The sequence below is a fragment of the Streptomyces turgidiscabies Car8 genome, from assembly GCF_000331005.1.
GTDB classification, from domain to species: domain Bacteria; phylum Actinomycetota; class Actinomycetes; order Streptomycetales; family Streptomycetaceae; genus Streptomyces; species Streptomyces turgidiscabies.
The window spans coordinates 1-21,047 of sequence record NZ_AEJB01000205.1 but is presented as its reverse complement, the minus strand read 5'-3'; the positions used below and the strand labels follow the sequence as shown (position 1 = coordinate 21,047).

At 69.4% G+C, this 21,047-nt stretch carries 17 protein-coding genes; 7 read left to right on the top strand and 10 right to left on the bottom strand.

The window, feature by feature from the left end:
* Window position 1: 1 nt before the first annotated feature.
* From STRTUCAR8_RS12785 to STRTUCAR8_RS12775, 3 genes are all read right to left on the bottom strand, one after another.
* Complete coding sequence (locus STRTUCAR8_RS12785) at window positions 2–1,342, bottom strand: GH1 family beta-glucosidase (protein ID WP_006376139.1); 1,341 nt, start codon at window positions 1,340–1,342, stop codon at window positions 2–4.
* 88 nt (window positions 1,343–1,430) lie between these two features.
* Window positions 1,431–1,697: a protealysin inhibitor emfourin gene (locus tag STRTUCAR8_RS12780; RefSeq protein ID WP_006376149.1), complete on the bottom strand. Its 267-nt coding sequence runs from the start codon at window positions 1,695–1,697 to the stop codon at window positions 1,431–1,433.
* Between the two features lie 54 nt (window positions 1,698–1,751).
* Window positions 1,752–2,834, bottom strand: coding sequence for a M4 family metallopeptidase (locus STRTUCAR8_RS12775; protein WP_044472091.1), 1,083 nt, complete (start codon window positions 2,832–2,834; stop codon window positions 1,752–1,754).
* A 359-nt stretch (window positions 2,835–3,193) separates the two neighbouring features.
* On the opposite strand from STRTUCAR8_RS12775, the gene leuA reads away from it, so the two are divergent.
* The 6 genes from leuA (at window position 3,194) to STRTUCAR8_RS12745 (ending at window position 11,596) form a co-directional block, all read left to right on the top strand.
* The gene (gene leuA, locus STRTUCAR8_RS12770; RefSeq protein WP_006376140.1) at window positions 3,194–4,924 is read left to right on the top strand and encodes a 2-isopropylmalate synthase; all 1,731 of its coding nucleotides are present in this window, start codon (window positions 3,194–3,196) and stop codon (window positions 4,922–4,924) included.
* A 263-nt stretch (window positions 4,925–5,187) separates the two neighbouring features.
* Window positions 5,188–5,859: a tellurite resistance TerB family protein gene (locus STRTUCAR8_RS12765; RefSeq protein ID WP_006376142.1), complete on the top strand. Its 672-nt coding sequence runs from the start codon at window positions 5,188–5,190 to the stop codon at window positions 5,857–5,859.
* Window positions 5,860–6,012: 153 nt separating this feature from the next.
* Window positions 6,013–8,127, top strand: a complete 2,115-nt coding sequence (locus STRTUCAR8_RS12760; RefSeq protein WP_179200569.1) for an MMPL family transporter — start codon at window positions 6,013–6,015, stop codon at window positions 8,125–8,127.
* Between the two features lie 69 nt (window positions 8,128–8,196).
* Window positions 8,197–9,486 carry a sensor histidine kinase gene (locus tag STRTUCAR8_RS12755; RefSeq protein WP_006376138.1) on the top strand — a complete coding sequence of 430 codons (1,290 nt, stop codon included), beginning with the start codon at window positions 8,197–8,199 and terminating at the stop codon, window positions 9,484–9,486.
* Complete coding sequence (locus STRTUCAR8_RS12750) at window positions 9,483–10,151, top strand: response regulator (RefSeq protein WP_006376095.1); 669 nt, start codon at window positions 9,483–9,485, stop codon at window positions 10,149–10,151. Before STRTUCAR8_RS12755 ends, STRTUCAR8_RS12750 begins: the two co-directional genes overlap by 4 nt.
* Window positions 10,152–10,372: 221 nt before the next feature.
* A complete protein-coding gene (locus tag STRTUCAR8_RS12745) occupies window positions 10,373–11,596 on the top strand; it encodes a sialidase family protein (protein WP_006376143.1) in 1,224 nt (407 codons plus the stop codon).
* Between the two features lie 335 nt (window positions 11,597–11,931).
* Here STRTUCAR8_RS12745 and STRTUCAR8_RS12740 read toward each other — a convergent pair whose 3' ends face one another.
* The 7 genes from STRTUCAR8_RS12740 to STRTUCAR8_RS12710 all read right to left on the bottom strand — a co-directional run bounded on the left by STRTUCAR8_RS12740 (window position 11,932) and on the right by STRTUCAR8_RS12710 (window position 19,835).
* Complete coding sequence (locus STRTUCAR8_RS12740) at window positions 11,932–12,255, bottom strand: hypothetical protein (protein ID WP_006376135.1); 324 nt, start codon at window positions 12,253–12,255, stop codon at window positions 11,932–11,934.
* Between the two features lie 89 nt (window positions 12,256–12,344).
* Window positions 12,345–13,004 (bottom strand): Crp/Fnr family transcriptional regulator, encoded by a 660-nt coding sequence (locus STRTUCAR8_RS12735; RefSeq protein WP_006376099.1) that lies wholly within the window; start codon window positions 13,002–13,004, stop codon window positions 12,345–12,347.
* A gap of 106 nt (window positions 13,005–13,110) precedes the next feature.
* Entirely contained in the window at window positions 13,111–14,046 is a 936-nt protein-coding gene (locus STRTUCAR8_RS12730) for a dihydrodipicolinate synthase family protein (RefSeq protein WP_006376111.1), read from the bottom strand.
* Entirely contained in the window at window positions 14,046–15,131 is a 1,086-nt protein-coding gene (locus STRTUCAR8_RS12725) for an ABC transporter ATP-binding protein (RefSeq protein WP_179200492.1), read from the bottom strand. Before STRTUCAR8_RS12725 ends, STRTUCAR8_RS12730 begins: the two co-directional genes overlap by 1 nt.
* 50 nt (window positions 15,132–15,181) lie before the next feature.
* On the bottom strand, window positions 15,182–17,164 hold the full coding sequence (locus STRTUCAR8_RS12720; RefSeq protein WP_407705482.1) for a dipeptide/oligopeptide/nickel ABC transporter permease/ATP-binding protein: 1,983 nt from the start codon (window positions 17,162–17,164) through the stop codon (window positions 15,182–15,184).
* Window positions 17,165–17,172: 8 nt separating this feature from the next.
* Window positions 17,173–18,132 carry an ABC transporter permease gene (locus STRTUCAR8_RS12715; protein ID WP_006376110.1) on the bottom strand — a complete coding sequence of 320 codons (960 nt, stop codon included), beginning with the start codon at window positions 18,130–18,132 and terminating at the stop codon, window positions 17,173–17,175.
* Window positions 18,133–18,188: 56 nt separating this feature from the next.
* Entirely contained in the window at window positions 18,189–19,835 is a 1,647-nt protein-coding gene (locus tag STRTUCAR8_RS12710; RefSeq protein WP_044472090.1) for an ABC transporter substrate-binding protein, read from the bottom strand.
* A 267-nt stretch (window positions 19,836–20,102) separates the two neighbouring features.
* Between STRTUCAR8_RS12710 and STRTUCAR8_RS12705 the strand changes: the two genes are divergently transcribed.
* Window positions 20,103–20,834 (top strand): FadR/GntR family transcriptional regulator, encoded by a 732-nt coding sequence (locus STRTUCAR8_RS12705; RefSeq protein ID WP_234372463.1) that lies wholly within the window; start codon window positions 20,103–20,105, stop codon window positions 20,832–20,834.
* Window positions 20,835–21,047 lie beyond the last annotated feature (213 nt).

The following is a 21,047-nucleotide window of genomic DNA, read 5'->3' as shown; positions in this document are numbered from 1 at the left end:
CTCAGGCTCTCTGCGCCCGGAGAAGGTCGCTGAACCAGGCGTACGAGGCCTTGGGCGTCCGGGTCAGCGTCGCCGGGTCGTCGAAGTCCACGTGGACCAGCCCGAAGCGCCGCGCGTACCCCTCCGCCCACTCGAAGTTGTCCAGCAGCGACCACACGAAGTAGCCGCGCACGTCCACGCCCGCCTCCACCGCCCGGTGCAGCGCCCGGACATGGCCGTCCAGGTAGGCGATCCGGTCCTGGTCGTCGAGCCCCTCGTACGAGCAGCCGTTCTCGGTGATGACGACGGGCGGCAGCCGGTCGCCGTAACGGTCACGGAAGGTGGTGAGCAGCTCGGTGAGACCCTCCGGTACGACGGGCCAGCCGAAGTCCGTCACCGGCACACCCTCGATCTCCTGGACGGAGAAGGGGAGTTCGGCCGGGATCGTCAGTCCGCCGAACTCGATGTCGGCGCCCTGCGGCGCGCCCACCTTCGTCGGCGCGTAGTAGTTGACGCCGTAGAAGTCGAGCGGTTCCCCGATCACCTTCAGGTCGGCCTCCACGTCGCCCGGCATCAACTCGCCGAGCCCCTCGGGGTATTCGCCCAGCAGGACCGGGTCGGCGAACAGCCGGTTGAGGAGGAGGTCGTAGAAACCGGCCGCCTCCAGGTCGGCGGGCTCCTGCGACGCCGGCCAGGTAGGCCCGTGCGAGTTGGCGATCCCGATGTCCGTGGCGCCGGCGGCGCGCAGTGCCCGTACGGCCAGTCCGTGGCCGAGGAGTTGGTGGTGGGCGGCCGGGAGCGCGTCGAACATCAGCTGCTTGCCCGGTGCGTGCGCGCCCAACGCGTGGCCGAACAGGGTGTGTTCGGCGGGCTCGTTGAGCGTGATCCACTTCTTCACGCGGTCGCCGAGCCGCTCTGCCACGAGGGACACGTACTCGGCGAACCGGGACGCCGTGTCCCGTTCCAGCCAGCCGCCCTTCTCCTGGAGGCGGGCCGGCAGGTCCCAGTGGAAGAGGGTCGGGACGGGACGTACGCCCGCCGAGCACAGCTCGTCCACCAGCCGGTCGTAGAAGTCGAGGCCGCCGGGGGAGTTCACGCGGGGCCAGGAGACGGAGAAGCGGTACGCGTCGACGCCGAGGCCGGCCAGCAGGGCCACGTCCTCGGGGTAGCGGTGGAAGTGGTCGCAGGCCACCGCCGCCGTCGAGCCGTCCTTCACGCGCCCGGGCTCGGCCGTGAAGGTGTCCCACACGGACGGTTCGCGCTGGTCCACCGCGCCCTCGATCTGGTGCGCCGAGGTGGACACGCCCCACAGGAAGCCGGCCGGGAACTGGGGTATCGGGTTGGTCGCCATGCGCCGGATCATGGGTACCGGGGGTAACGGGTGTCAACGGGCTGAGGTCAACAAGCCGTAAACGCCCTGTCCGTGAACGCCCCGGCACCCGCGATGCCCGTTACGCCCCTTCCTTCAACACCCTTGAGATCAACTTCCGTTGCTCGTCGGTGAGCCGGGGGTCGGCGCAGTACACCGTCTTCCCGTCCACCGTGATCTCGTAGCCGAAGCCGTCCGGAACCCCGGTCGGAGGGGTGCCCTGGCCGCCCGCGACCGCCTGATCCGCCAGGGCGTGCCACGCCGGGGCGTCGGGCCGCCCCGAGGTGTCCACCTCGGCGTGCCGCTCGATGCCCGCGAATCCGCCCGTACGTGTCACCTGAATCAGCATGGGTCCCTGTCTAGTACGAGAACGGCTCCAGTACGAGGGCCGGAGGGCTGTGGCCTACAGGCGGGGCCGGGGTGTGATGGGTACTCCGACGCGCTCCCAGGCCTTCGTCACGGCCTGGAGTTCCTCGCCGTCGCCGTAGCGCTCGCTCGCGGTGGCGACCGTCAGCTGGGCGAAGTCGTCGAAGAACGCCCTCTCCTTCAGGTCGCCGCCGGTCAGCACGTCGTACCAGATCTGCCCGGCCCGCTCCCACGCGTTGCCGCCGAGCGCGGTGGCGACGAGGTAGAAGGCGTGGTTGGGGATGCCGCTGTTGATGTGGACGCCGCCGTTGTCGCGGCCGGTGCGGACATAGCCGTCCATGGTCGCGGGCTGCGGGTCCTTGCCGAGTACGTCGTCGTCGTACGCGCTGCCCGGTTCCTTCATGGAGCGCAGGGCGGTGCCGGTGACGCTCGGGGCGAGCAGGCCCGCGCCGATCAGCCAGTCGGCCTCGGCGGCGGTCTGGCCGAGGGAGTACTGCTTGATGAGCGAGCCGAAGACGTCCGACATCGACTCGTTGAGGGCGCCCGGCTGGCCGAAGTACGTGAGGTTCGCGGTGTGCTGGGTGACGCCGTGGGTGAGCTCGTGGCCGATGACGTCGACGGAGTTGGTGAAGTCGACGAAGATCTCGCCGTCACCGTCGCCGAACACCATCTGCTTGCCGTCCCAGAAGGCGTTGTTGTAGCCCTCGTCGTAGTGGACGCTCGCGTCGAGGGGCAGGCCGTCGCCGTCGATCGAGTGGCGCTGGTAGGCCTTGAGGTACAGGTCGAAGGTGGCTCCCAGACCGGCGTAGGCGCGGTTGACGGTGGCGTCCTGGCCGGGTTCCGAGCCCTCGGCGCGCACCTTCGTGCCGGGCAGCGTGGTGCGGTGCCCGGCGTCGTAGATCGTGCGCAGCGGCTGGTCGGAGGGCGCCTTCACGGCCGCGGCGCCGGCCAGGCCGAACTCGGTGGTGATGCTGCGTTCGGCTCGTTTGTGGGCGTCGAGCAGCAGGGTGTGCTGGGCGGGGCCGGAGATGGCCGGGTCCTCGTGACGGGCGAGCGTGGTGAGGATGTGCGGTGGGACGATCGTGCAGAAGACGGGCTCAAAGCCCCCGTTTGTCGTCATGCCCGGCACCCTTGCACCGAGTCACCCGACTGTCACCACCCGCAACCATGATTGGTGAAATAGCGGGACAAGGGGCCCTCGCTCGGTGACGGAGTGGTATGAGCTGAGTGACGCCGAGTGGGATGGCGCACTTTTTGCCCCTTTTGCTCTCCCACTCCCGCATACTGATGGTCCCGCATAGTGATACAGACCCGCGCGTCCGGCGCGGCTCGGCTACAGTGCGGAGCATCATGCGTATCGGGCTGCTCCTCCTTAGCTGCCGCGGCGAGGGCCTGTAAGTAGAGGCCGACCCCCTCCCCGCGGAGTCTGGCGTTGCGCCGTCGGCCGTCCTTCAGGACACCACGAGGAGCCCACGCATCATGGCCCACAGCGCCAATCGCCAGCAGCCCAGTTCCATGCCGATCCACAAGTACGGCCAGTACGAGCAGGTCGACATCTCCGACCGCACCTGGCCCGGAAACCGGATCACCGTCGCCCCCCGCTGGCTCTCCACGGACCTGCGGGACGGCAACCAGTCCCTGATCGACCCGATGTCCCCGGCCCGCAAGCGCGCGATGTTCGATCTGCTGGTCAAGATGGGCTACAAGGAGATCGAGGTCGGTTTCCCCGCCTCCGGGCAGACGGACTTCGACTTCGTCCGCTCCATCGTCGAGGAGCCGGGCGCGATCCCGGACGACGTCACCATCTCCGTACTGACCCAGGCCCGCGAGGACCTGATCGAGCGGACCGTCGAGTCCCTGAAGGGCGCCAAGCGCGCCACGGTCCACCTGTACAACGCGACCGCGCCCGTCTTCCGCCGGGTCGTCTTCCGCGGCTCCAAGGACCAGATCAAGCAGATCGCCGTCGACGGCACCCGGCTGGTCATGGAGTACGCCGAGAAGCTGCTGGGCCCCGAGACGGAGTTCGGCTACCAGTACAGCCCCGAGATCTTCACCGACACCGAGCTGGACTTCGCGCTGGAGGTCTGCGAGGCGGTCATGGACGTCTGGCAGCCCGGCCCGGGCCGCGAGATCATCCTCAACCTGCCCGCCACGGTGGAGCGTTCGACCCCGTCGACGCACGCGGACCGCTTCGAGTGGATGGGCCGCAACCTGACCCGCCGCGAGCACGTCGTCCTGTCGATCCACCCCCACAACGACCGCGGCACGGCCGTCGCCGCCGCCGAACTGGCCCTGATGGCCGGCGCCGACCGCGTCGAGGGCTGTCTGTTCGGCCAGGGCGAGCGCACCGGCAACGTCGACCTGGTCACCCTGGGCATGAACCTGTTCTCGCAGGGCGTCGACCCGCAGATCGACTTCTCCGACATCGACGAGATCCGTCGTACGTGGGAGTACTGCAACCAGATGGAGGTCCACCCGCGCCACCCGTACGTGGGCGACCTGGTCTACACGTCCTTCTCCGGCTCCCACCAGGACGCCATCAAGAAGGGCTTCGACGCCATGGAGGCCGACGCGGCCGCCAAGGGGGTCACCGTCGACGACATCGAGTGGGCGGTCCCGTACCTGCCGATCGACCCGAAGGACGTCGGCCGGTCCTACGAGGCCGTGATCCGGGTCAACTCCCAGTCGGGCAAGGGCGGTATCGCGTACGTCCTGAAGAACGACCACAAGCTGGACCTGCCGCGCCGGATGCAGATCGAGTTCTCCAAGCTGATCCAGGCGAAGACGGACGCCGAGGGCGGCGAGGTCACCCCGAAGGACATCTGGGCGGCGTTCCGGGACGAGTACCTGCCTAACCCCGAGAACCCCTGGGGCCGGATCCAGCTGAAGACCGGCCAGTCGACCACCGACAAGGACGGCGTGGACACCCTGACCGTCGAGGCCGAGGTCGACGGCGTCGAGACCACCCTGGTCGGCTCCGGCAACGGCCCGATCTCGGCGTTCTTCCACGCCCTGCAGGGGCTGGACATCGACGCCCGTCTCCTGGACTACTCCGAGCACACGATGAGCGAGGGTGCCTCCGCGCAGGCCGCCTCCTACATCGAGGTCGCCATCGGCGACAAGGTCCTGTGGGGTATCGGCATCGACGCCAACACCACCCGCGCCTCCCTGAAGGCGGTCGTCTCCGCCGTCAACCGCGCGGGCCGCTGACTCACCCGACCGACTGGTTTCACGCCCCGTCCGCCCTCTGTGGCGGACGGGGCGGCCGTCGTTTACCGGCCAAACCAAGGTCCGGTCATGGGCAGGTCTGGTCCTGGGTACTGACTCCACATCAACAATGTGGCTAACATCACGCCAGCGCGGCAGTGTTGCCGGTGGGGGTAACTCTCGCGCCCTGCAACAGGCAGTGGGGGAGTTAGCGGAGGTGCTACGTGCTCTCAGGACCGGGGCGAGACAGCCGGGACGGCCGAGTCGTGCGCGGAGGCCGGACGGCACGCGTCCTGGGCTCCCGTACGGTCTGGGCCGGGGTCGGTGACGGCGAGTTCTTCTGCCCGGGCTGCGGCGGGGACCGCAACTACCAGCGCCTGACGGGCCGCCGCCGCTTCACGATTCTCGGCGTACCGATTCTGCCGCGCGGCGAGACCGGCCCGGTCGTCGAATGCGCGGCCTGCCAGAGCCACTTCGGCACGGACGTCCTCGACCACCCCACCACCACCCGCTTCTCCGCGATGCTCCGCGACGCGGTCCACACGGTCGCCCTCGCGGTCCTCGCCGCCGGCGGCACCCACGCCCGCCTCACCCTGGAGACGGCCGCGACCGGCGTCCGCGCGGCCGGCTTCGACGACTGTACGGAGGACCAGCTGGAGGCTCTGGTGGAGGCCCTGGCCGCCGACACGGGCCGTCTCTTCGGCCCCCCGTGCGGCCCCGGGCTCGCCATAGAGCTCCACGAGGCCCTCGATCCCCTGGCCCCCCATCTCGCCGCCCCCGGCCGCGAATCGATCCTGCTCCAGGGCGCCCGCATCGCACTGGCCGACGGCCCGTACACACCGGCGGAACGCGATGTGCTCGCGACGGTCGGCGCGGCGCTGACGATCTGCGCGGACGACGTGACCCGGCTGCTGGCGGCGGCGTGTACACCGTCGTAGGAGCCCCGGTACTCCCCAGGGAGTACCGGCCCATCCCGGACACCCCCGGGAGTAGCCCCGAACTCGCCCTCCCGCGCGACGAATCCACCCCCGCGCGGCGGAATCCTGGTGAGCGTCATCATCCAGAAGTCCGGACGAGGGGAGGGCCCCGAGATGGGGGCCAGGGAGACCAAGAGGTCCGTGGGGGCCGCTGAGGCAGTGGCGAGTGCGCGACGCAGGCGGACCCTGCCGTTGCTCGTGCTCGGCCTGTGGATCGGGTTGCTCGCGATCGTGGGGCCGTTCGCGGCGAAGCTCTCCGAAGTACAGCACGACCGCATCACCGACTATCTGCCCGCGAACGCCGACTCGACCCAGGTCGCCAGGATCCAGGACGAGTTGCCCGGCGGCGAGACCACCGAGCTGGTCCTCGTCTACCACCGCGACGGTGGACTCACCCCGGCCGACAAGGCGACGGCCGCCGAACAGATCGACCGGATCGCCGGCGAGCACGTCCTGACGGCCGCCCCACAGGGCGTACCGTCCGCCGACGGCACCGCGCTCATGTACCCGGTGACCAGCAACGAGCCCGGCACCGACGAGAAGAAACGGGACGCCCTCGTCCATGACGTGCGCCAAGTCGCGAACGGCGAAGGCGGGTTGAGGGTCGAGGTCGGCGGGCCGGGGGCGCTGGCCACCGATGCCGGCGAGGTCTACGACTCGCTCGGCGGACCGTTGCTCTACACCACGGTCGCCGTGGTCGCCCTGCTCCTGATCCTCATCTACCGCAGCCCGGTGCTGTGGCTGGTCCCACTCGTCGTCGCGGGGATCGCGGACTTCCTGTCGATGGGAGTCGCCTACGGCCTCAACCAGGCCTTCGGCACCACGGTTTCGGGTCAGAGCTCCGGCATCATGACGATCCTCGTCTTCGGCGCGGGCACGGACTACGCCCTCCTGCTCGTCTCCCGCTACCGGGAGGAACTGCGGCGCGTCGAGCGACCGTACGACGCCATGACGGCCGCCCTGCGCGGCTGCGGGCCCGCCGTCCTCGCCTCCTCCGGGACGGTCGCCGCCGGAGTGCTGTGCCTGCTCGCCGCCGACCTCAACTCCAGCCGCAGCATGGGCCCGTTGGGCGCGGTGGGCGTGCTGTGCGCGCTCGTCGCCATGCTGACCCTGCTCCCCGCGATCCTGGTGCTGCTGGGCCGCAAGGTGTTCTGGCCGCTCGTGCCCGCGTACGGCAGCACACCCCGAACGCGCCGGCTGTCGCTGTTCGCCGCGATGGGCAGCTCCGCCGGCCGCCGGCCGCTGGTGGTCCTCGCGAGCGGCACGGTCCTGCTCGGCGCGCTCGCCCTGGGCATGCTGAACCTGTCCGGACCGGTCAAGCAGGAGGACGCCTTCGTCGACAAGCCGGAGGCCGTCGTCGCGATGCGGACCCTCAGCGAGGCCTACCCCGACCAGGGCACCCAGCCCATCGACGTCATCACCCCGGCCGGGAAGGCCGACGAGACCCTCGCCGAAATCCGGGGCGCCGACGGGATCAGCGACGCGCAGAAGGGACGTACCGGCCACGGCTGGACCGAGATCACGGTCTTCGCGAAGGACATGCCCCAGTCGGCCGCCGAGACCAAGACCATCGAGCGGCTGCGGAAGGAGCTGACGGGTTCCTACGTCGGCGGGCCCAGCGCCCAGGAGATCGACCTGGTCGACACCAACTCGCGGGACGTGTGGGTCGTCGTACCCGTCGTGCTGCTGTCGGTGCTGCTGATCCTGATCGCGCTGCTGCGCTCGCTCGTCGCGCCGCTGATGCTGGTGGCCGCCGTGGTCGCGGTGTGGGGGGCCTCGCTCGGTATCGGCGGACTGGTGTTCGGCCCGCTGTTCGGCTTCGACGGCACGGACCCCGGACTCGGCCTGCTGTCCTTCGTGTTCCTGGTCGCCCTGGGCGTCGACTACGGAATCTTCCTCATGCACCGGATGCGCGAGGAGTCCCTGAGCGGCGCGGAACCGGCGGAGGCCGCTCTCACCGCGCTGCGGACGACCGGCGGGGTCGTCGCCTCCGCCGGGCTGGTCCTCGCGGCGACCTTCGCCGTGCTGACGAACATGGGCCTCGTACAACTCGTCGAACTGGGCTTCGTGATCGCGGTCGGGGTGCTCCTGGACACCTTCCTCGTCCGGACGTACCTGGTGACGAGCGCGAGCGTGGCGCTTGGCCGACGGGTGTGGTGGCCGGGCCCGCTGTCCCGCAGGCCCGACCCGAACGCCGTACGCCCGGAACGGCAGCCGGAAACCGTATGACCTCCGTCGTACGAACTGGCGGGCGCCCCTCCCTGACAGGGGGGGCGCCCGTCGGCGCAGGATGGTCCCGTGCAGTCGACCACCGGAAGAGGAGCCCCCGTCGGACGGGGCGAGCGGATCATGGCGGCGATCGGCCGCGACCCGCTCAGCGCCCCGCACGCGTTCCGCAACGACGTACTGCTGGCGCTGGCCGGCGCGCTGCTCGGCACGCTCCTCGCCCTGTTCTCCGAGGGGGAGGGCAGCCGACCGTACGTACTCGACGAGGGCGGCCGTCCCGGCGCGCTCGGCTGGGTGCTGCTGCTCGGCGCGTACGTGCCGATCGTGTGGCGGCGGCGCCGTCCGATGCTGGTGCTCGTGGGCGTGGTGGCGCTCGTCGTGCCGTACCACGCGCTCGACTACAACCACAGCGCGCCGACCCCGGCCGCGTACATCGCGCTGTACACGGTCGCCGTCACCGGCCGCCCACTGCGCACGATCGTGACCGGAGCCGCGGTGCTCGCCGTCGCCATGAGCGTGATGCTCACCGTGAGCATGCATCAGGCCGCCGAACTGGTGCAGACCTCCGGCTGGATCGTCGCGGTGCTCTTCTGCGGCATCGACGTCCGCTTCTACCGCCAGTACGTGTCGGCCATCGTCGAGCGTGCCGAACGGGCCGAACGCACCCGCGAGGAGGAGGCCCGCCGCCGAGTCGCGGAGGAGCGCCTGCGCGTGGCCCGCGACCTGCACGACCTGCTGGCACACACCATCACCCTGGTGGGGGTCCAGACCTCGGTGGCCGCCCACGTCCTGGCCGCCGACCCGGACCGCCTGGACCGAGCGGCGGTGGCCAAGGCCCTCGACGACATCGCCGACACCTGCCGAACGGCACGCGGTGAGCTGCGTACGACGCTGGAGGTGCTGCGGGAGGGCCAAGGGGTGGGAGAGGGGCGCGGGTCTCTCCCCGGACTGGCCGGCCTGCCCGACCTCGCGGAGACTGCACGGGCGTCGGGGGCGGGCGTCGAACTGACGGTACGGGCGGACGAGGTCCCCCCGGCCGTGGGCGCGGCCGCCTACCGGATCGTCCAGGAGGCGCTCACGAACGCGGTACGGCACGGGGGGCGGGAGGATCTGACGGTACGAGTGCTGCTGTACGGAGGTGAGGGCGCGTTGCGCGTCGAGGTGGCGGACGACGGAGTGGGGGTCGGAGCGGGGGAGTGTGGCGACGACGCCTCCGATGGTGGCTTCGGGCTGGTCGGGATGCGGGAACGGGCGCGGAGCGTCGGCGGGACACTGGACGCCGGGCTCGGGGAGGACGGGGGATTCAGGGTGAGCGCGGTGCTTCCGTTGCCGGTCGGCCGTAAGGGGGAGGAGGCCGGGTGACCGCCATTCGTGTGCTGCTGGCCGACGACCAGACGCTCGTACGGGCGGCGTTCGCGATGCTCGTCGAATCGGCGCCGGGGATGGAGGTGGTGGGGCAGGCGGGCACCGGCCGTCAGGCCGTCGAACTGGCCCGCAGCGCCCGTGCCGACCTGGTCGTCATGGACCTGCGCATGCCCGACCTCGACGGCATCGAGGCGACCCGGCTGATCGCCGCCGACGAGGATCTGGCGGGCGTGAAGGTGCTGGTCCTGACGACGTACGACACGGACGAGAACGTGGTGGAGGCGCTGCGCGCGGGCGCCTCGGGCTTCCTGGTCAAGGACACGAGGCCCGCGGAACTCCTGGACGCGATCCGCACGGTGGCGGCAGGCGAGGCTCTGCTGTCCCCCGGCCCGACGGCCCGTCTGATAGCCCGCCTGCTGCGCAGCGCCGAGGCGCCGGTGCCGACGGGCGGGCCCGAATGCCTGTCGGAACGGGAGCGCGGGGTGCTGGGGCTGGTCGCGCGGGGCCTCAACAACACGGAGATCGCGGAGACGCTGGGCCTGAGCCCGCTCACCGCGAAGACCCACGTCAGCCGGATCATGGGGAAGCTGGGCGCGCGGGACCGGGCGCAACTGGTGATCGTGGCGTACGAGTCGGGGATGGTGACGCCGGGGGCGGGGTGAGGTCGGGGGCGGGTGTGGTCGGGGGGAGTGGCGCAAAGGGGGCGGTGGGCGCGGGGTACGGATGCCGCGCGGGTACGTATGTTCCGTACGCGCCATGCATGGTGACGCCCCGTCAGCGGAGTTACTGTCACCTTCCCTTCACCTTCTGTCACATTCTGGCGCTGTTGTATCGGCACTCCGGCACCCCCCCACGTCCCGACTCCACTCCGCAAGGGAGAGCGATGACGCCCCTGAGCCGCATCCTGCTCGCCGCGACCACCGGCGCGGCCCTGATCACCGGCACCGGCATCGGCACCGACCTCACCGTGACGCAGGCCCGGGCGGCCGGCCGAGCCTCCTGCACCTCGTCCGTCCCCTACACCGCCGGCCTGGGCGGCTACGACACCTACCGCATCCCCGCCACCGTCACGACCGGCAAGGGCACCCTTCTGGCCTTCGCCGAGGGCAGACACGACGGTGCCGGGGACAGCGGCAACATCGACGTGGTCCTGCGCCGCTCCACGGACGGCGGCTGCACCTGGGGCCCGTTGTCCGTGGTCGCGGCCGGGAACGGTGACACGCGGGGCAACCCGGCTCCGGTGGTGGACGGGGAGACGGGCCGCATCGTGCTGGTGACGTCGTACAACTCCGGCGCGGTGACCGAGGCCCAGATCATGCGAGGCGAGGCGACACCGCAGCAGAGCCGCAGGGTCTTCGTCCAGACAAGTTCCGCCACGGACGACGGACGGAGCTTCACGTCCCCGCACGACATCACGGCCCAGGTGAAACTGCCCGACTGGCGCTGGTACGCGACGGGTCCGGGGCATGCGGTGTATCTGTCGACGGGCCCGCACGCGGGCAGGATCGTGATCCCGTCCAACCACTCGGCGGCCCCGCCCGCGGGCTCCCCGGACAACGGCCAGGAGTCCAGGTACTACGGCGGCCACGCGATCTACAGCGACGACGCCGGCCGTAGCTGGCACCTGGGCTTCGTGGACGATTCCTACGACGGCATCGAGAACGCCAACGAGACGAGCGCCGCCCAACTCCCGGACGGCAGGCTGTACTTCTCGTCCAGAGACCAGAACGGCCTGATGGCGGGCAACCGGCTGGACTCGTACTCGAGCGACGGCGCACAGTCCCTGGACCGCCCGTACACCGTCCAGCCGACGTTGAACGACGTCCCGGTGGTGCAGGGAAGCGTGCTCCAACTGCGGGGCGAGTCAGACGCGTTGCTGTTCTCGGGCCCCTCGGAACCGACGGTGCGCCGTTCGATGGCGATCTGGAGAAGCGGCGACGGCGGAGAAACCTTCGAGAAGGTACTGACCCTGTCGAACCGGAGGGCGGCCTACTCGGACCTGGTGCGAGTGGACCGGCAGGTGGTGGGGGTGCTGTACGAGACGGGGAGTGCGGGGACCTACGAGTCGATCGAGTTCCGGCGGATGGGGCTGGTGGATCTGGGTTAGGGGCAGGAGGGAGCCCCTGTCTCGTGACGGCTGCTTTCCGAACGTCAACGGTATCGCCGCCGAGCGCGAAGACTCACCGATGGCGAGAGCTACGGGCCTCCGCCGCGAAATCGCCGCCAGGCATCACGTACTCGCCCAGCGGATTCGATCACGTCGGGCATCTGATCCAGGAGCCCCTTCAGGGCGAAGAGGAGTACAGAGATCACGCCAGCCATGGCGAGAACTAAGAGGATGGCCGTGCCGTCCACCGATCCGCACCTTCCATGTCATGGCTCGGACCGAATGAGCAGCAGCCTCGACCGAACCCCCCGCGTTGCCAACCAGGCTTCCGCGCATCAGATCTGATGGACCGACTCGTACTTGTCCAGGATCTTTTCCGCTTGGCCCAACATCCGGTCCTTGGCCCGGTTCTGGGCGATCTCCGCGATCTCTGTCGGAGAGAACCCCAGCTTGCGCAGCGTGTTGAGCGCAATGCTGACCACGTCCACCATCTCGCGCGCAGCGGCCTCGCGATCCCCTGCCTCGAGATGCTCTCTGAGCTCGGAGAACTGGATCTGGACGGCCTGCTCGAAGTGGGAGATCGGTTTGCGTTCGATCTGTTCCTGGACTTCTACCCAGGCGTCCCAGACACCTTGAAACGGCCCCAGTTCGTCCGGCATTTCGCGACCTCCCGAGCACCGCCTCCGCACCGCGCCGGGCGAAGGGCGTCTGTGTGTAATAATACGCATAAGAGAGCGAGAGTCTACTGCTACTCAGATGCAAGAATGCGCAGTCCCTCCAGGTTCAGCACGGTCAACCTCTGCCGGCCTGTCGCGACCAGCCCTTGTTCACGCAACTTGCGCAGAGCGAGGGCGGCTGCTTCCCGAGAGGCGCCGACTCGACTGCCCAGCTCCTGCTGGGACAGCGCCAGGTCGATCTCCCAGTGGCCGTCGACTTCTTTGCCGGTCTCCTGGGCCAGGTCGAGCAACATGCGGGCAAAACGGCGGGTGATCGTGAGGCGAGCGAGCGAGGCACGCTCATCGTCCGACTCGCGCCGACGGTGAATCGCGCTTCGGTAAATCTGCGGCCACAGGTGATTACGGTCAATGAATCCCAAGAGGTCTTCTGCCGTGACGTCCAGGCCCGCGACATCGCTCACAGCTTTGACGGTGGCTGACCTCGGCTCCCCCATCAAGGCGCCCTCGTCGCCCATCAACTCGCCCGGACCGCGGACAGCCAGTAGCACCTCCGAGTCGTCTGGTGCCGTCTGCATCACCGCGACGTTCCCCTCGTGAATGATCAGGGCGGAACGCGACGGCTGCCCCTCCCAGAAGATCACGTGGTTGGAGGGGAACCGCACCCAGGTTCCCAGAGCCTCCAACTCCTGCCGCTGCTCCGCCGTCATCGCGGCCATCACGTCGCTCTGCATGTAGGTGAGTGTAGTTCTACGCAGAGAAACGTGCTGAAATGCTCAGCGTGATCGGCAGCCGAGACGGCGGACGATCCTCACCGGAAGCGTCGCCTGCCTTATCCCTCTACAACAACCCAGCCCCCGCCAGAAACTTCCCCACCCTCTCCACCTCGTCCTCCGACAACGGGATCTGGGGATCGGCGGTAACCGGGCAGTCGATGACTCCCCGCAAATAAAGCGCCGCCTTGAACGCCCCCAGCCCCGCCGAGCTGCCCCCCATCCGGATGGGATCCCCCGCTCCCACCATCCCGAACAGCACGCACAGCCGTTCCTGCTCGGCTCGGGCCCGCTCCCAGTCGCCCGCTCGGCAGAAGCGGTCCAGGCGTACGTAGCCGCCCGGGTCGACGTTCGCGAGGCCGGGGACCGCGCCGTCCGCGCCCAGAGCCAGTGCCGAGTCGACCAGCAGTTCGCTCCCCGTCAGGACGCTGAAGCCGCTGATGCCGGGGTGTTCCCGGGCCCCCGTCACCACCGAGCGGAATGACGCGAGGTCTCCGCTGGAGTCCTTGAGGCCGGCCAGGACGCCGTCCGCCGCCAGTTCCAGGACCAGGCCGGGGGGCAGTTTGCTGTGGACGGAGGCCGGGAGGTCGTACGCCACCACCGGGACCGGGCTGCCCGACGCCACCAGGCGGAAGTGGCGCGAGATCTCCGAGGGGTGCGTGCGGGTGTAGAAGGGGGCCGTGACGACCACCGCGTCCGCGCCCGCCGCCGAGACCGACCGTACGTGGTCCAGTACCCGGGGGGTCGTCATGTCGATCGCGCCCGCCAGGACGGGTAGCCGGCCCGCTACATGGCCGACCACCGTCTCCACCACCAGCCTGCGCTGATCGTCCGTCAGATAGGCGGCCTCCGACGACGAACCGAGCACGAACAGGCCGTCCACGCCCGCCTCCACCAGGTGGTCGACCAGCCTGACGAGCGAGCGTACGTCCACCCCGCGGTCCGGTGTCAGCGGAGTGCAGACGGGAGGGACGACACCGGTCAGCGGGGTGGGGAAGGTCATCAGGGCTCCCTGGGGTCTTTCGGGGCGTGCGGTGGTGCGGGTGCGGCCGTTACGGGGGGCTTCCGCAGGTCGGAGGGCGTCTCGGGCGTGGCAGTGGATGCCTGGGCGACCAGGTCACGCGTCGCCCGGCCCTCCTCCACAGGGTGGTGGCAACGGAACCGGTGTCCCGGGATTGACGCGGCCGTGAACTCCGGCATCACCTCGGCGCACACCTCGGTCGCCTTCCAGCAGCGGGTGCGGAACGGGCAGCCGGACGGCGGATGTGTCGCCGAGGGGACGGGGCCGACCAGCGGGATCGGGTCGATCGGGTCCAGTAGGCCCGGCGTCGCCGAGAACAGGGCCCGGGTGTACGGGTGACGCGCCCCGTCCGTCACCTCGTCCGCCGGGGACTCCTCCACGATCCGGCCCAGGTACATCGTGATCACCCGGTCGCTCATCCGGCGTACCGTCTGGATGTCGTGCGAGACGAAGACCAGAGCCAGGCCCAGCCGCTCCTTCAGGTCCAGGAGGAGGTTCAGGATCTGGGCGCGGACCGACACGTCCAGGGCGCTCGTCGGCTCGTCGGCCACCACCAGGTCGGGGTCCAGGGCCAACGCCCTTGCGATTGCCACTCGTTGGCGCTGGCCCCCTGACAACTGGCCCGGCAGGCCGTCTGCCAGGGCTCGTGGAAGGCCTACGAGGCTCATCAACTCCCTTACGCGGTCCTCCCGTTCCTTTGTCGTGCCTCGCCGGTGCACGTCCAACGGGTCGCGGAGGATCTGGCGGACCGTCAGGCGGCGGTTCAGGGCTGTCGACGGGTCCTGGAAGATCATGCCGGTGCCCGTGCCGATGGCCGACCGGCGTTCCGCCGGCTGCATGGTCCACAAGTCGGCGCCCCGGAACGACACTTGTCCCGACGTCGGCGGCTGTACGCCCACCAGCACCTTCGCCAGCGTCGACTTCCCGCAGCCCGACTCGCCCACCACGCCCACCGTCTCACCGGGCGCCACCGTGAAGTCGGTGCCTGTCAGTGCGTACACGCGGTCCCGGGTGAACAGGCCGCCGCTGCGGGCCTTGTGGACCACGTGGGTGTCCGACAGTTCCACCAACGGAGTCGATACAGCCGACTCGGCCGACACTGTCGTACTGGTGCCGCTCAATTCACGGTCTCCCTTCCCGTCGGCTCCGGCGTCGCCAGGTCGATCGCCGGGTGGTGGCAGGCCGCCAAGTGGGCTGCTGCGCCCAGGAGATCGGGGGCCGTCGTACGGCACACCTCCGTCGCCATCGGGCAACGGTCCGCGAAACGGCAGCCCTTGGGGAAGTCGGCGGGGGAGGGGACCGTGCCCTTGATCTGGGTCATGCGGACCGCCGCCGACTCCAGGGACAGCACGCTGCCCAGCAGGCCTCGGGTGTAGTGGTGGGAGGGGGCGCCGACCAGGTCCGCCGTCACGCCCGTCTCGACGATCTGGCCGCCGTACATCACGACCACCCGGTCCGTCACGTCCGCCACCAGGGCCAGATCGTGCGAGACCAGGATCAGGGCGAAGTCCAACTCCTCGCGCAGACGCAGGAGGAGCTCGATGATCTGGGCCTGGACCGTGACGTCCAGGGCCGTGGTCGGTTCGTCCGCGACGATCAGCTTCGGGTCGCGGGACAGGGCCATCGCGATCAGGACGCGCTGTCGCTGGCCGCCCGACAGTTCGTGCGGGTAGCTGCGCAGGGTGCGGTCGGGGTCCAGGCCCACCAGGCCCAGCAGTTCCTCCGGTGTGCGGTGGCCTCCGCGTCGTACGACCTGCTTCAGTTGCGAGCGGATCGTCATCGCCGGGTTCAGGGACGACAGGGCGTCCTGGTAGATCATCGCCATCTCGTGGCCCAGCAGCCTGCGGCGTACGCGCATCGGCTCGGTCAGCAGGTTCCGTTGGTTGAAGCGGACCTGGCCGGTGACCCGGGCGCCCTTCGGCTCCAAGCCCATCACCGTCAGCGCTGTGAGCGACTTGCCGCAGCCCGACTCGCCCACCAGGCCCAGGACTTCGCCCGGGTGGACCTCGAAGCTGATGCCGTCGACGATGTCCACGCCCGCGTGACGGGCCGCGAAGCCGATCGTCAGGTTCTCGACCGCCAGTATGGGCAGGCCGGTCGGGACCGGGCGGGCCCTCGCGCGCAGGCGTTCGGCCGCCTCCGTCAGGCCCGGCAGGGCCAGTACCTCGCCCGTTCCCGGCTCGGGGGCCTCCAGGCGGTCCTCGTCCTCCCGTACCTCCACGTCCCGCGCGGCCGGCGCCGCCCAGGCGTCCGACACGCCCTCGGAGAGGACGTTCAGCGACAGTACGGTGATCAGCATCAGCAGGCCGGGGAAGACCGTCGCCCACCAACCGCCCGTCAGGACCATGTTCTTGCCGTCCGCGATGACGCTTCCCCAGGACGGGTCCGGGGGCCGTACGCCCGCGCCGATGAACGACAGCGACGCCTCGAAGACGATCGCCTCCGCCACCTGCACCGTGCAGAACACCAGCACGGGCGCCGCGCAGTTGATCGCGACGTGACGAAGGACGATGTGGGGCGTACGGGCGCCGATCACCCGTTCCGCCGTCACGTAGTCCTCGCCGTACTGGTCGAGGACGTTCGCCCGCACCACCCGCGCCACCGGCGGGGTGAACAGGAAGGCGATCGCGCAGATCAGGACCGTGATGCCGCCGCCGAAGACCGCGACGAGTACGGCGGCCAGCGCGATGCCCGGGAACGCCATCACCACGTCCAGGCAGCGCATCAGCGTCTCGTCGACCGCCTTGCGCGAGGTCGCCGCGATCGCGCCGATCAGCGCGCCGACGGTGAGGGCGAGCGCGGTGGCGCCCAGGCCGATGGCGAGGGACCAGCGGGCGCCGTACATCAGCCGGCTCATGATGTCGCGGCCCAGGCTGTCCTGGCCCATCCAGTGCTCGGCGGAGGGGGCTCCCGTGCCGCCGACCAGGGGCTGTTGGTCCAGGGGGTCGTCGGGGGAGACGAGGGGGGCGAAGACGGCGACGAACACCACCAGCGCCAGGAAGCAGACCGCGACCCTGGAGAGGACCGGGAGACGGCGCCAGCCGCGCAGGCGGATGCCCGGGCGGGACAGGAGGGCGGCCAGGCGCCCCCGTTCGAACATCATGAACATCAGGCCGCATCCCTCAGTCGCGGGTTGACCAGGAGGTAGAGGATGTCGATGACGAGGTTCACGACCACGAAACCGGTCGCCGTCGTCAGGACCACTCCCTGGACGACCGCCGGGTCGCCGTTCTTCACGGCGTCGATCATCAGCTTGCCCATGCCGGGGAGCGAGAAGATCGTCTCGATGACGACCGCGCCGCCGAGCAGGTAACCGACGCGCAGGCCCAGCACCGTGAGCGGGTTGATGAGCGCGTTGCGCAGCACGTTGCGGCCCACCACCACCCTCGGTGGCAGGCCGCTGCCGATCGCCGTGCGGACGTAGTCCTTGTCCAACTCCTCGACCACCGCCGTACGGACGATGCGCGTGAGCTGCGCGGCGACCGGGAGGGAGAGGGCGAGGGCCGGGAGAGTCATCGTCTTCAGCCAGCCGGTGAAGGAGTCGGCCGGGTTGATGTAGCCGCCGGTCGGGAACCAGCCCAGGTCGACGGCCAGGTACTGGATCATCAGCAGGGCCAGCCAGAAGCCCGGCGCCGCGACGCCCGTCAGCGACACGACGCGGATGATCTGGTCGGGGAGACGGTCCCGGAAGATGGCCGCGGTGACCCCGCCCAGCAGGGACAGGACCACCGCGATACCCAGGCCCAGGAAGGTGAGTTGGAGGGTCAGTGGCAGTGCGGTGGCGATCTGGTCGAGCACCGGCGCGCGGGTCAGCGCGCTGATGCCCATGTCACCGTGGAGCAGGTCACCGATGAAGTGGAAGTAGCGGACGACGAACGGATCGAGCAGGCCGTTCTGTTCACGGAAGTCGTGCAGTTGCTGCGGGGTCGGGTTGGCACCCTGGAAGAACGCGGAGGCCGGGTCGACGTCCGAGAACCGCATGACGAGGAACACGAACATGACGATGCCGAGCATCAGCGGGACGAGCAGAATGATCCTGCGGGCCAGGATTCTGGCGATGGCGACCACGTACGAACTCCCGTACAGCTAGCGGTACTCGGCGGCGGCGGTCAGACCCGCGGTGGTCACACCCACTTGGCCTGGAGGAGGTTGATGCCCGGGTACGGCTGTGCCCTTATACCCGTGAGCTTCTTCGGGTCCCAGGCGGTCATCAACTCGTTGTGGACCACCGGGTAGAGCACGGCCTCCTCGGCGACGACGTCGATGTAGTCCTGGATCATCGCCTTCTTCTTGTCCGGGTCGGGCTCCTGCGTCGCCTGGTCCATGTCCTTGAAGAGCTGCTTGGCCACGGAGTTGTCGGCCCAACGGGCGTAACCCATCCAGAGGTTCTGCGGCCCGTAGTTGTAGTGCATGATCAGGTCCGCGTCGAGGCCGAACTGGTTGGGGTTCGAGGCCGCGGACACGACCTGGTAGTCCTGCTTCTGGTCCATCTTCGTGAACACCGCGGTGGTTTCCTGCGGGTTGAGGGTCGTGTCGACGCCGATCGCGTCCCAGGACGCCTTGATGGTGGGCAGGCAGTCGACGATCCAGCTGACGTTCACGGACAGGATCTCGATCTTCAGCCCGCTGACCCCGGCCTCCTTCAGGAGCGCCTTCGCCTTCTCCGGGTCGTAGTCGTAGACCGACTTCGCGGGCCGGTAACTGGGGTTCGCCTCGTTGAGGAAGGACGAGGACGGCCTGCCGTGGCCCTTGAGAGCCACCTGCACCATCTTCTCCGTGTCGATGGCGTAGTGCAGCGCCTGGCGGACCCGTACGTCGTCGAAGGGCTTGCGCTTGGTGTTGAACATCAGGAACAGGTTGTTCATCCCCGCCCCGCCCTGGACGTCCATCCCCCCGCCCTTGAGCTGCTGGATGTTCGCGTACGGGATGTTGTCGGCGATCTGCGCGCCGGCACTGGACCCCGAGATCTTGGCGACGCGGGGCGCGGCATCCACTATCGTCATCCAGTTCATCTTCTTGAACGCGGCTCTGCGCGGCCCGTTGTAGGCGGCGAAGGCCTCGAACGTCGTGTTCGACTTCGGGTGGTGCGCGGTCTGGCGGTACGGTCCCGAACCGATCGCCTTTCCCTTGATCGCTTCGTCCCAGCCGCCCGGCTGGGAGAACACGTGCTTCGGCATGATCTTCGCCAGGGTGAGCCGGGAAACCCCTTCGGGGAAGGGGAACTTCAGCACCAGCTCGACATTCTGCGCGTCGACCTTTTTCACTTCTTTCAGCCAACTGGCGAAAAACCCCTTGGCGAGTGTCTGGGTGTTCGGATCGAGGATTCGATCGAATACGAAGACCACGTCGTCGGCGGTGACCGGCTTTCCGTCGTGGAAGGTCGCCCCGGCCCGCAGCGTGAACTTCCAGGAGGTGCTGCTGAGGTCACCGGGGACCGCTGTGGCGAGCGCGGCGTACGGCTCGCGGGAGATCGGGTCGGTGTCGAGCAGACCCTCGTAGATGTGGTTGTTGGCCGCCATGGAGAAGGCGGAGGCCGTCTGCGTGGGGTCCCAGCTGCCGTCGTTGCCGTAGCCGATCACGGCCGTGAGCGTGCTGTTCGCGCCCCCGCCGCCGCCCCCGGTGTCATTGGTGGACTCGGGCCCGGACGAGCAGGCCGACAGCGAGGAGGAAATGGCGGCGGCGGCACCCAGCGCGCCGGTGTACTTCAGAAACGACCGGCGGTGCGGGGCGGTCGATACAGCGGCGGTTACGTCGCGGGTCACGTCGCGCACGATTCCTCCAGCGGGGTGGGGTCCGAAAAGGTGAGGAGATACGACGTCCTACGTCATAGGGGGCAGCGCGACCATAAGAGGGGCAGTGGGGCCGGTCAAGAGATCGCACACGAATGGCGTATCTGCCAGAGGTGCGACCAATGACGATATGAAATTCGACCCGGGTGGAGTCGAAAGTGCGGCAGGGTTCGTTTAATTCATGGCAGTTCGATTCTGATATGCCTGGAGGTGGGACGTGGGATGTCCGGCGAGCGTACGATGCGCCGCATGTCTCAGGAGTCCGGGAAGCGACGCCGGCCCGAGCGGCGGGTGAGCGGCCAGGTCCAGCGCGAGGTCATGCAGTTGATCCTCGATCGCAAACTCCGGGCGGGCGCACCGCTGCCCACGGAGGTCGAGCTGATGCAGGTCCTCGGCGTCAGCCGAAACTCCGTCCGGGAGGCCCTCAAGGCGCTCCAGGCCCTCGACATCGTGGAGATCAGGCACGGCTACGGCACGTACGTCGGGCAGGCGTCGTTGACGCCGCTGGTTGACGGACTGACGTTCCGTACGCTCGCCCGGCACGACGGGGACGGCGCCGCGCTCGCCGAGATACTCCAGGTCAGAGAGGTGCTGGAGGACGGGCTCATCCGGCGGGTCGCGGCGGTGCTGTCCGACGCGCAACTGGACCGGCTGGATTCGGTAGTCACCCGGATGGAGGAAGCGGGACGCGCGGGCCGGCGCTTCCCCGAGCTCGACCGCGATTTCCACGAGGCGCTGTACGGCCCCCTCGGCAACGCTCTCGTGCCGCAGCTGCTCGGCGCCTTCTGGACGGTGTTCCGCCGCGTCTCGGGCGCCCGGGGCTGGCACGACGACCCCGAGCCGGAGCTGACGGCCCGTAGACACCGGGACATCGTGACGGCACTGCGTGCCCACGACGTGGAGGGCGCGCAGCGCGCGCTGGCCGTCCACTTCCGGGGAATCGAGGCGCGGGCGGCGCAGGAGTCACGGGGCGTGGGCTGAGCGGATGGCGGATGGCGGATGGCGGATGGCGGATAGCGGATAGCGGGGGTGCGGAGTCGGGCTCGGGGATGTGAAAAGGGGGCCCCGCAGATGGCCCGGCTCCTACTCGCCGGGCAGCCGGACGCGCGTGAGGTACGTGAACACCGTGCCCGCACACCAAGCGAACGCCGTCCACGCGCCCGGCGGGACGCGTTTGAGCAGGGGCGGCGGCGG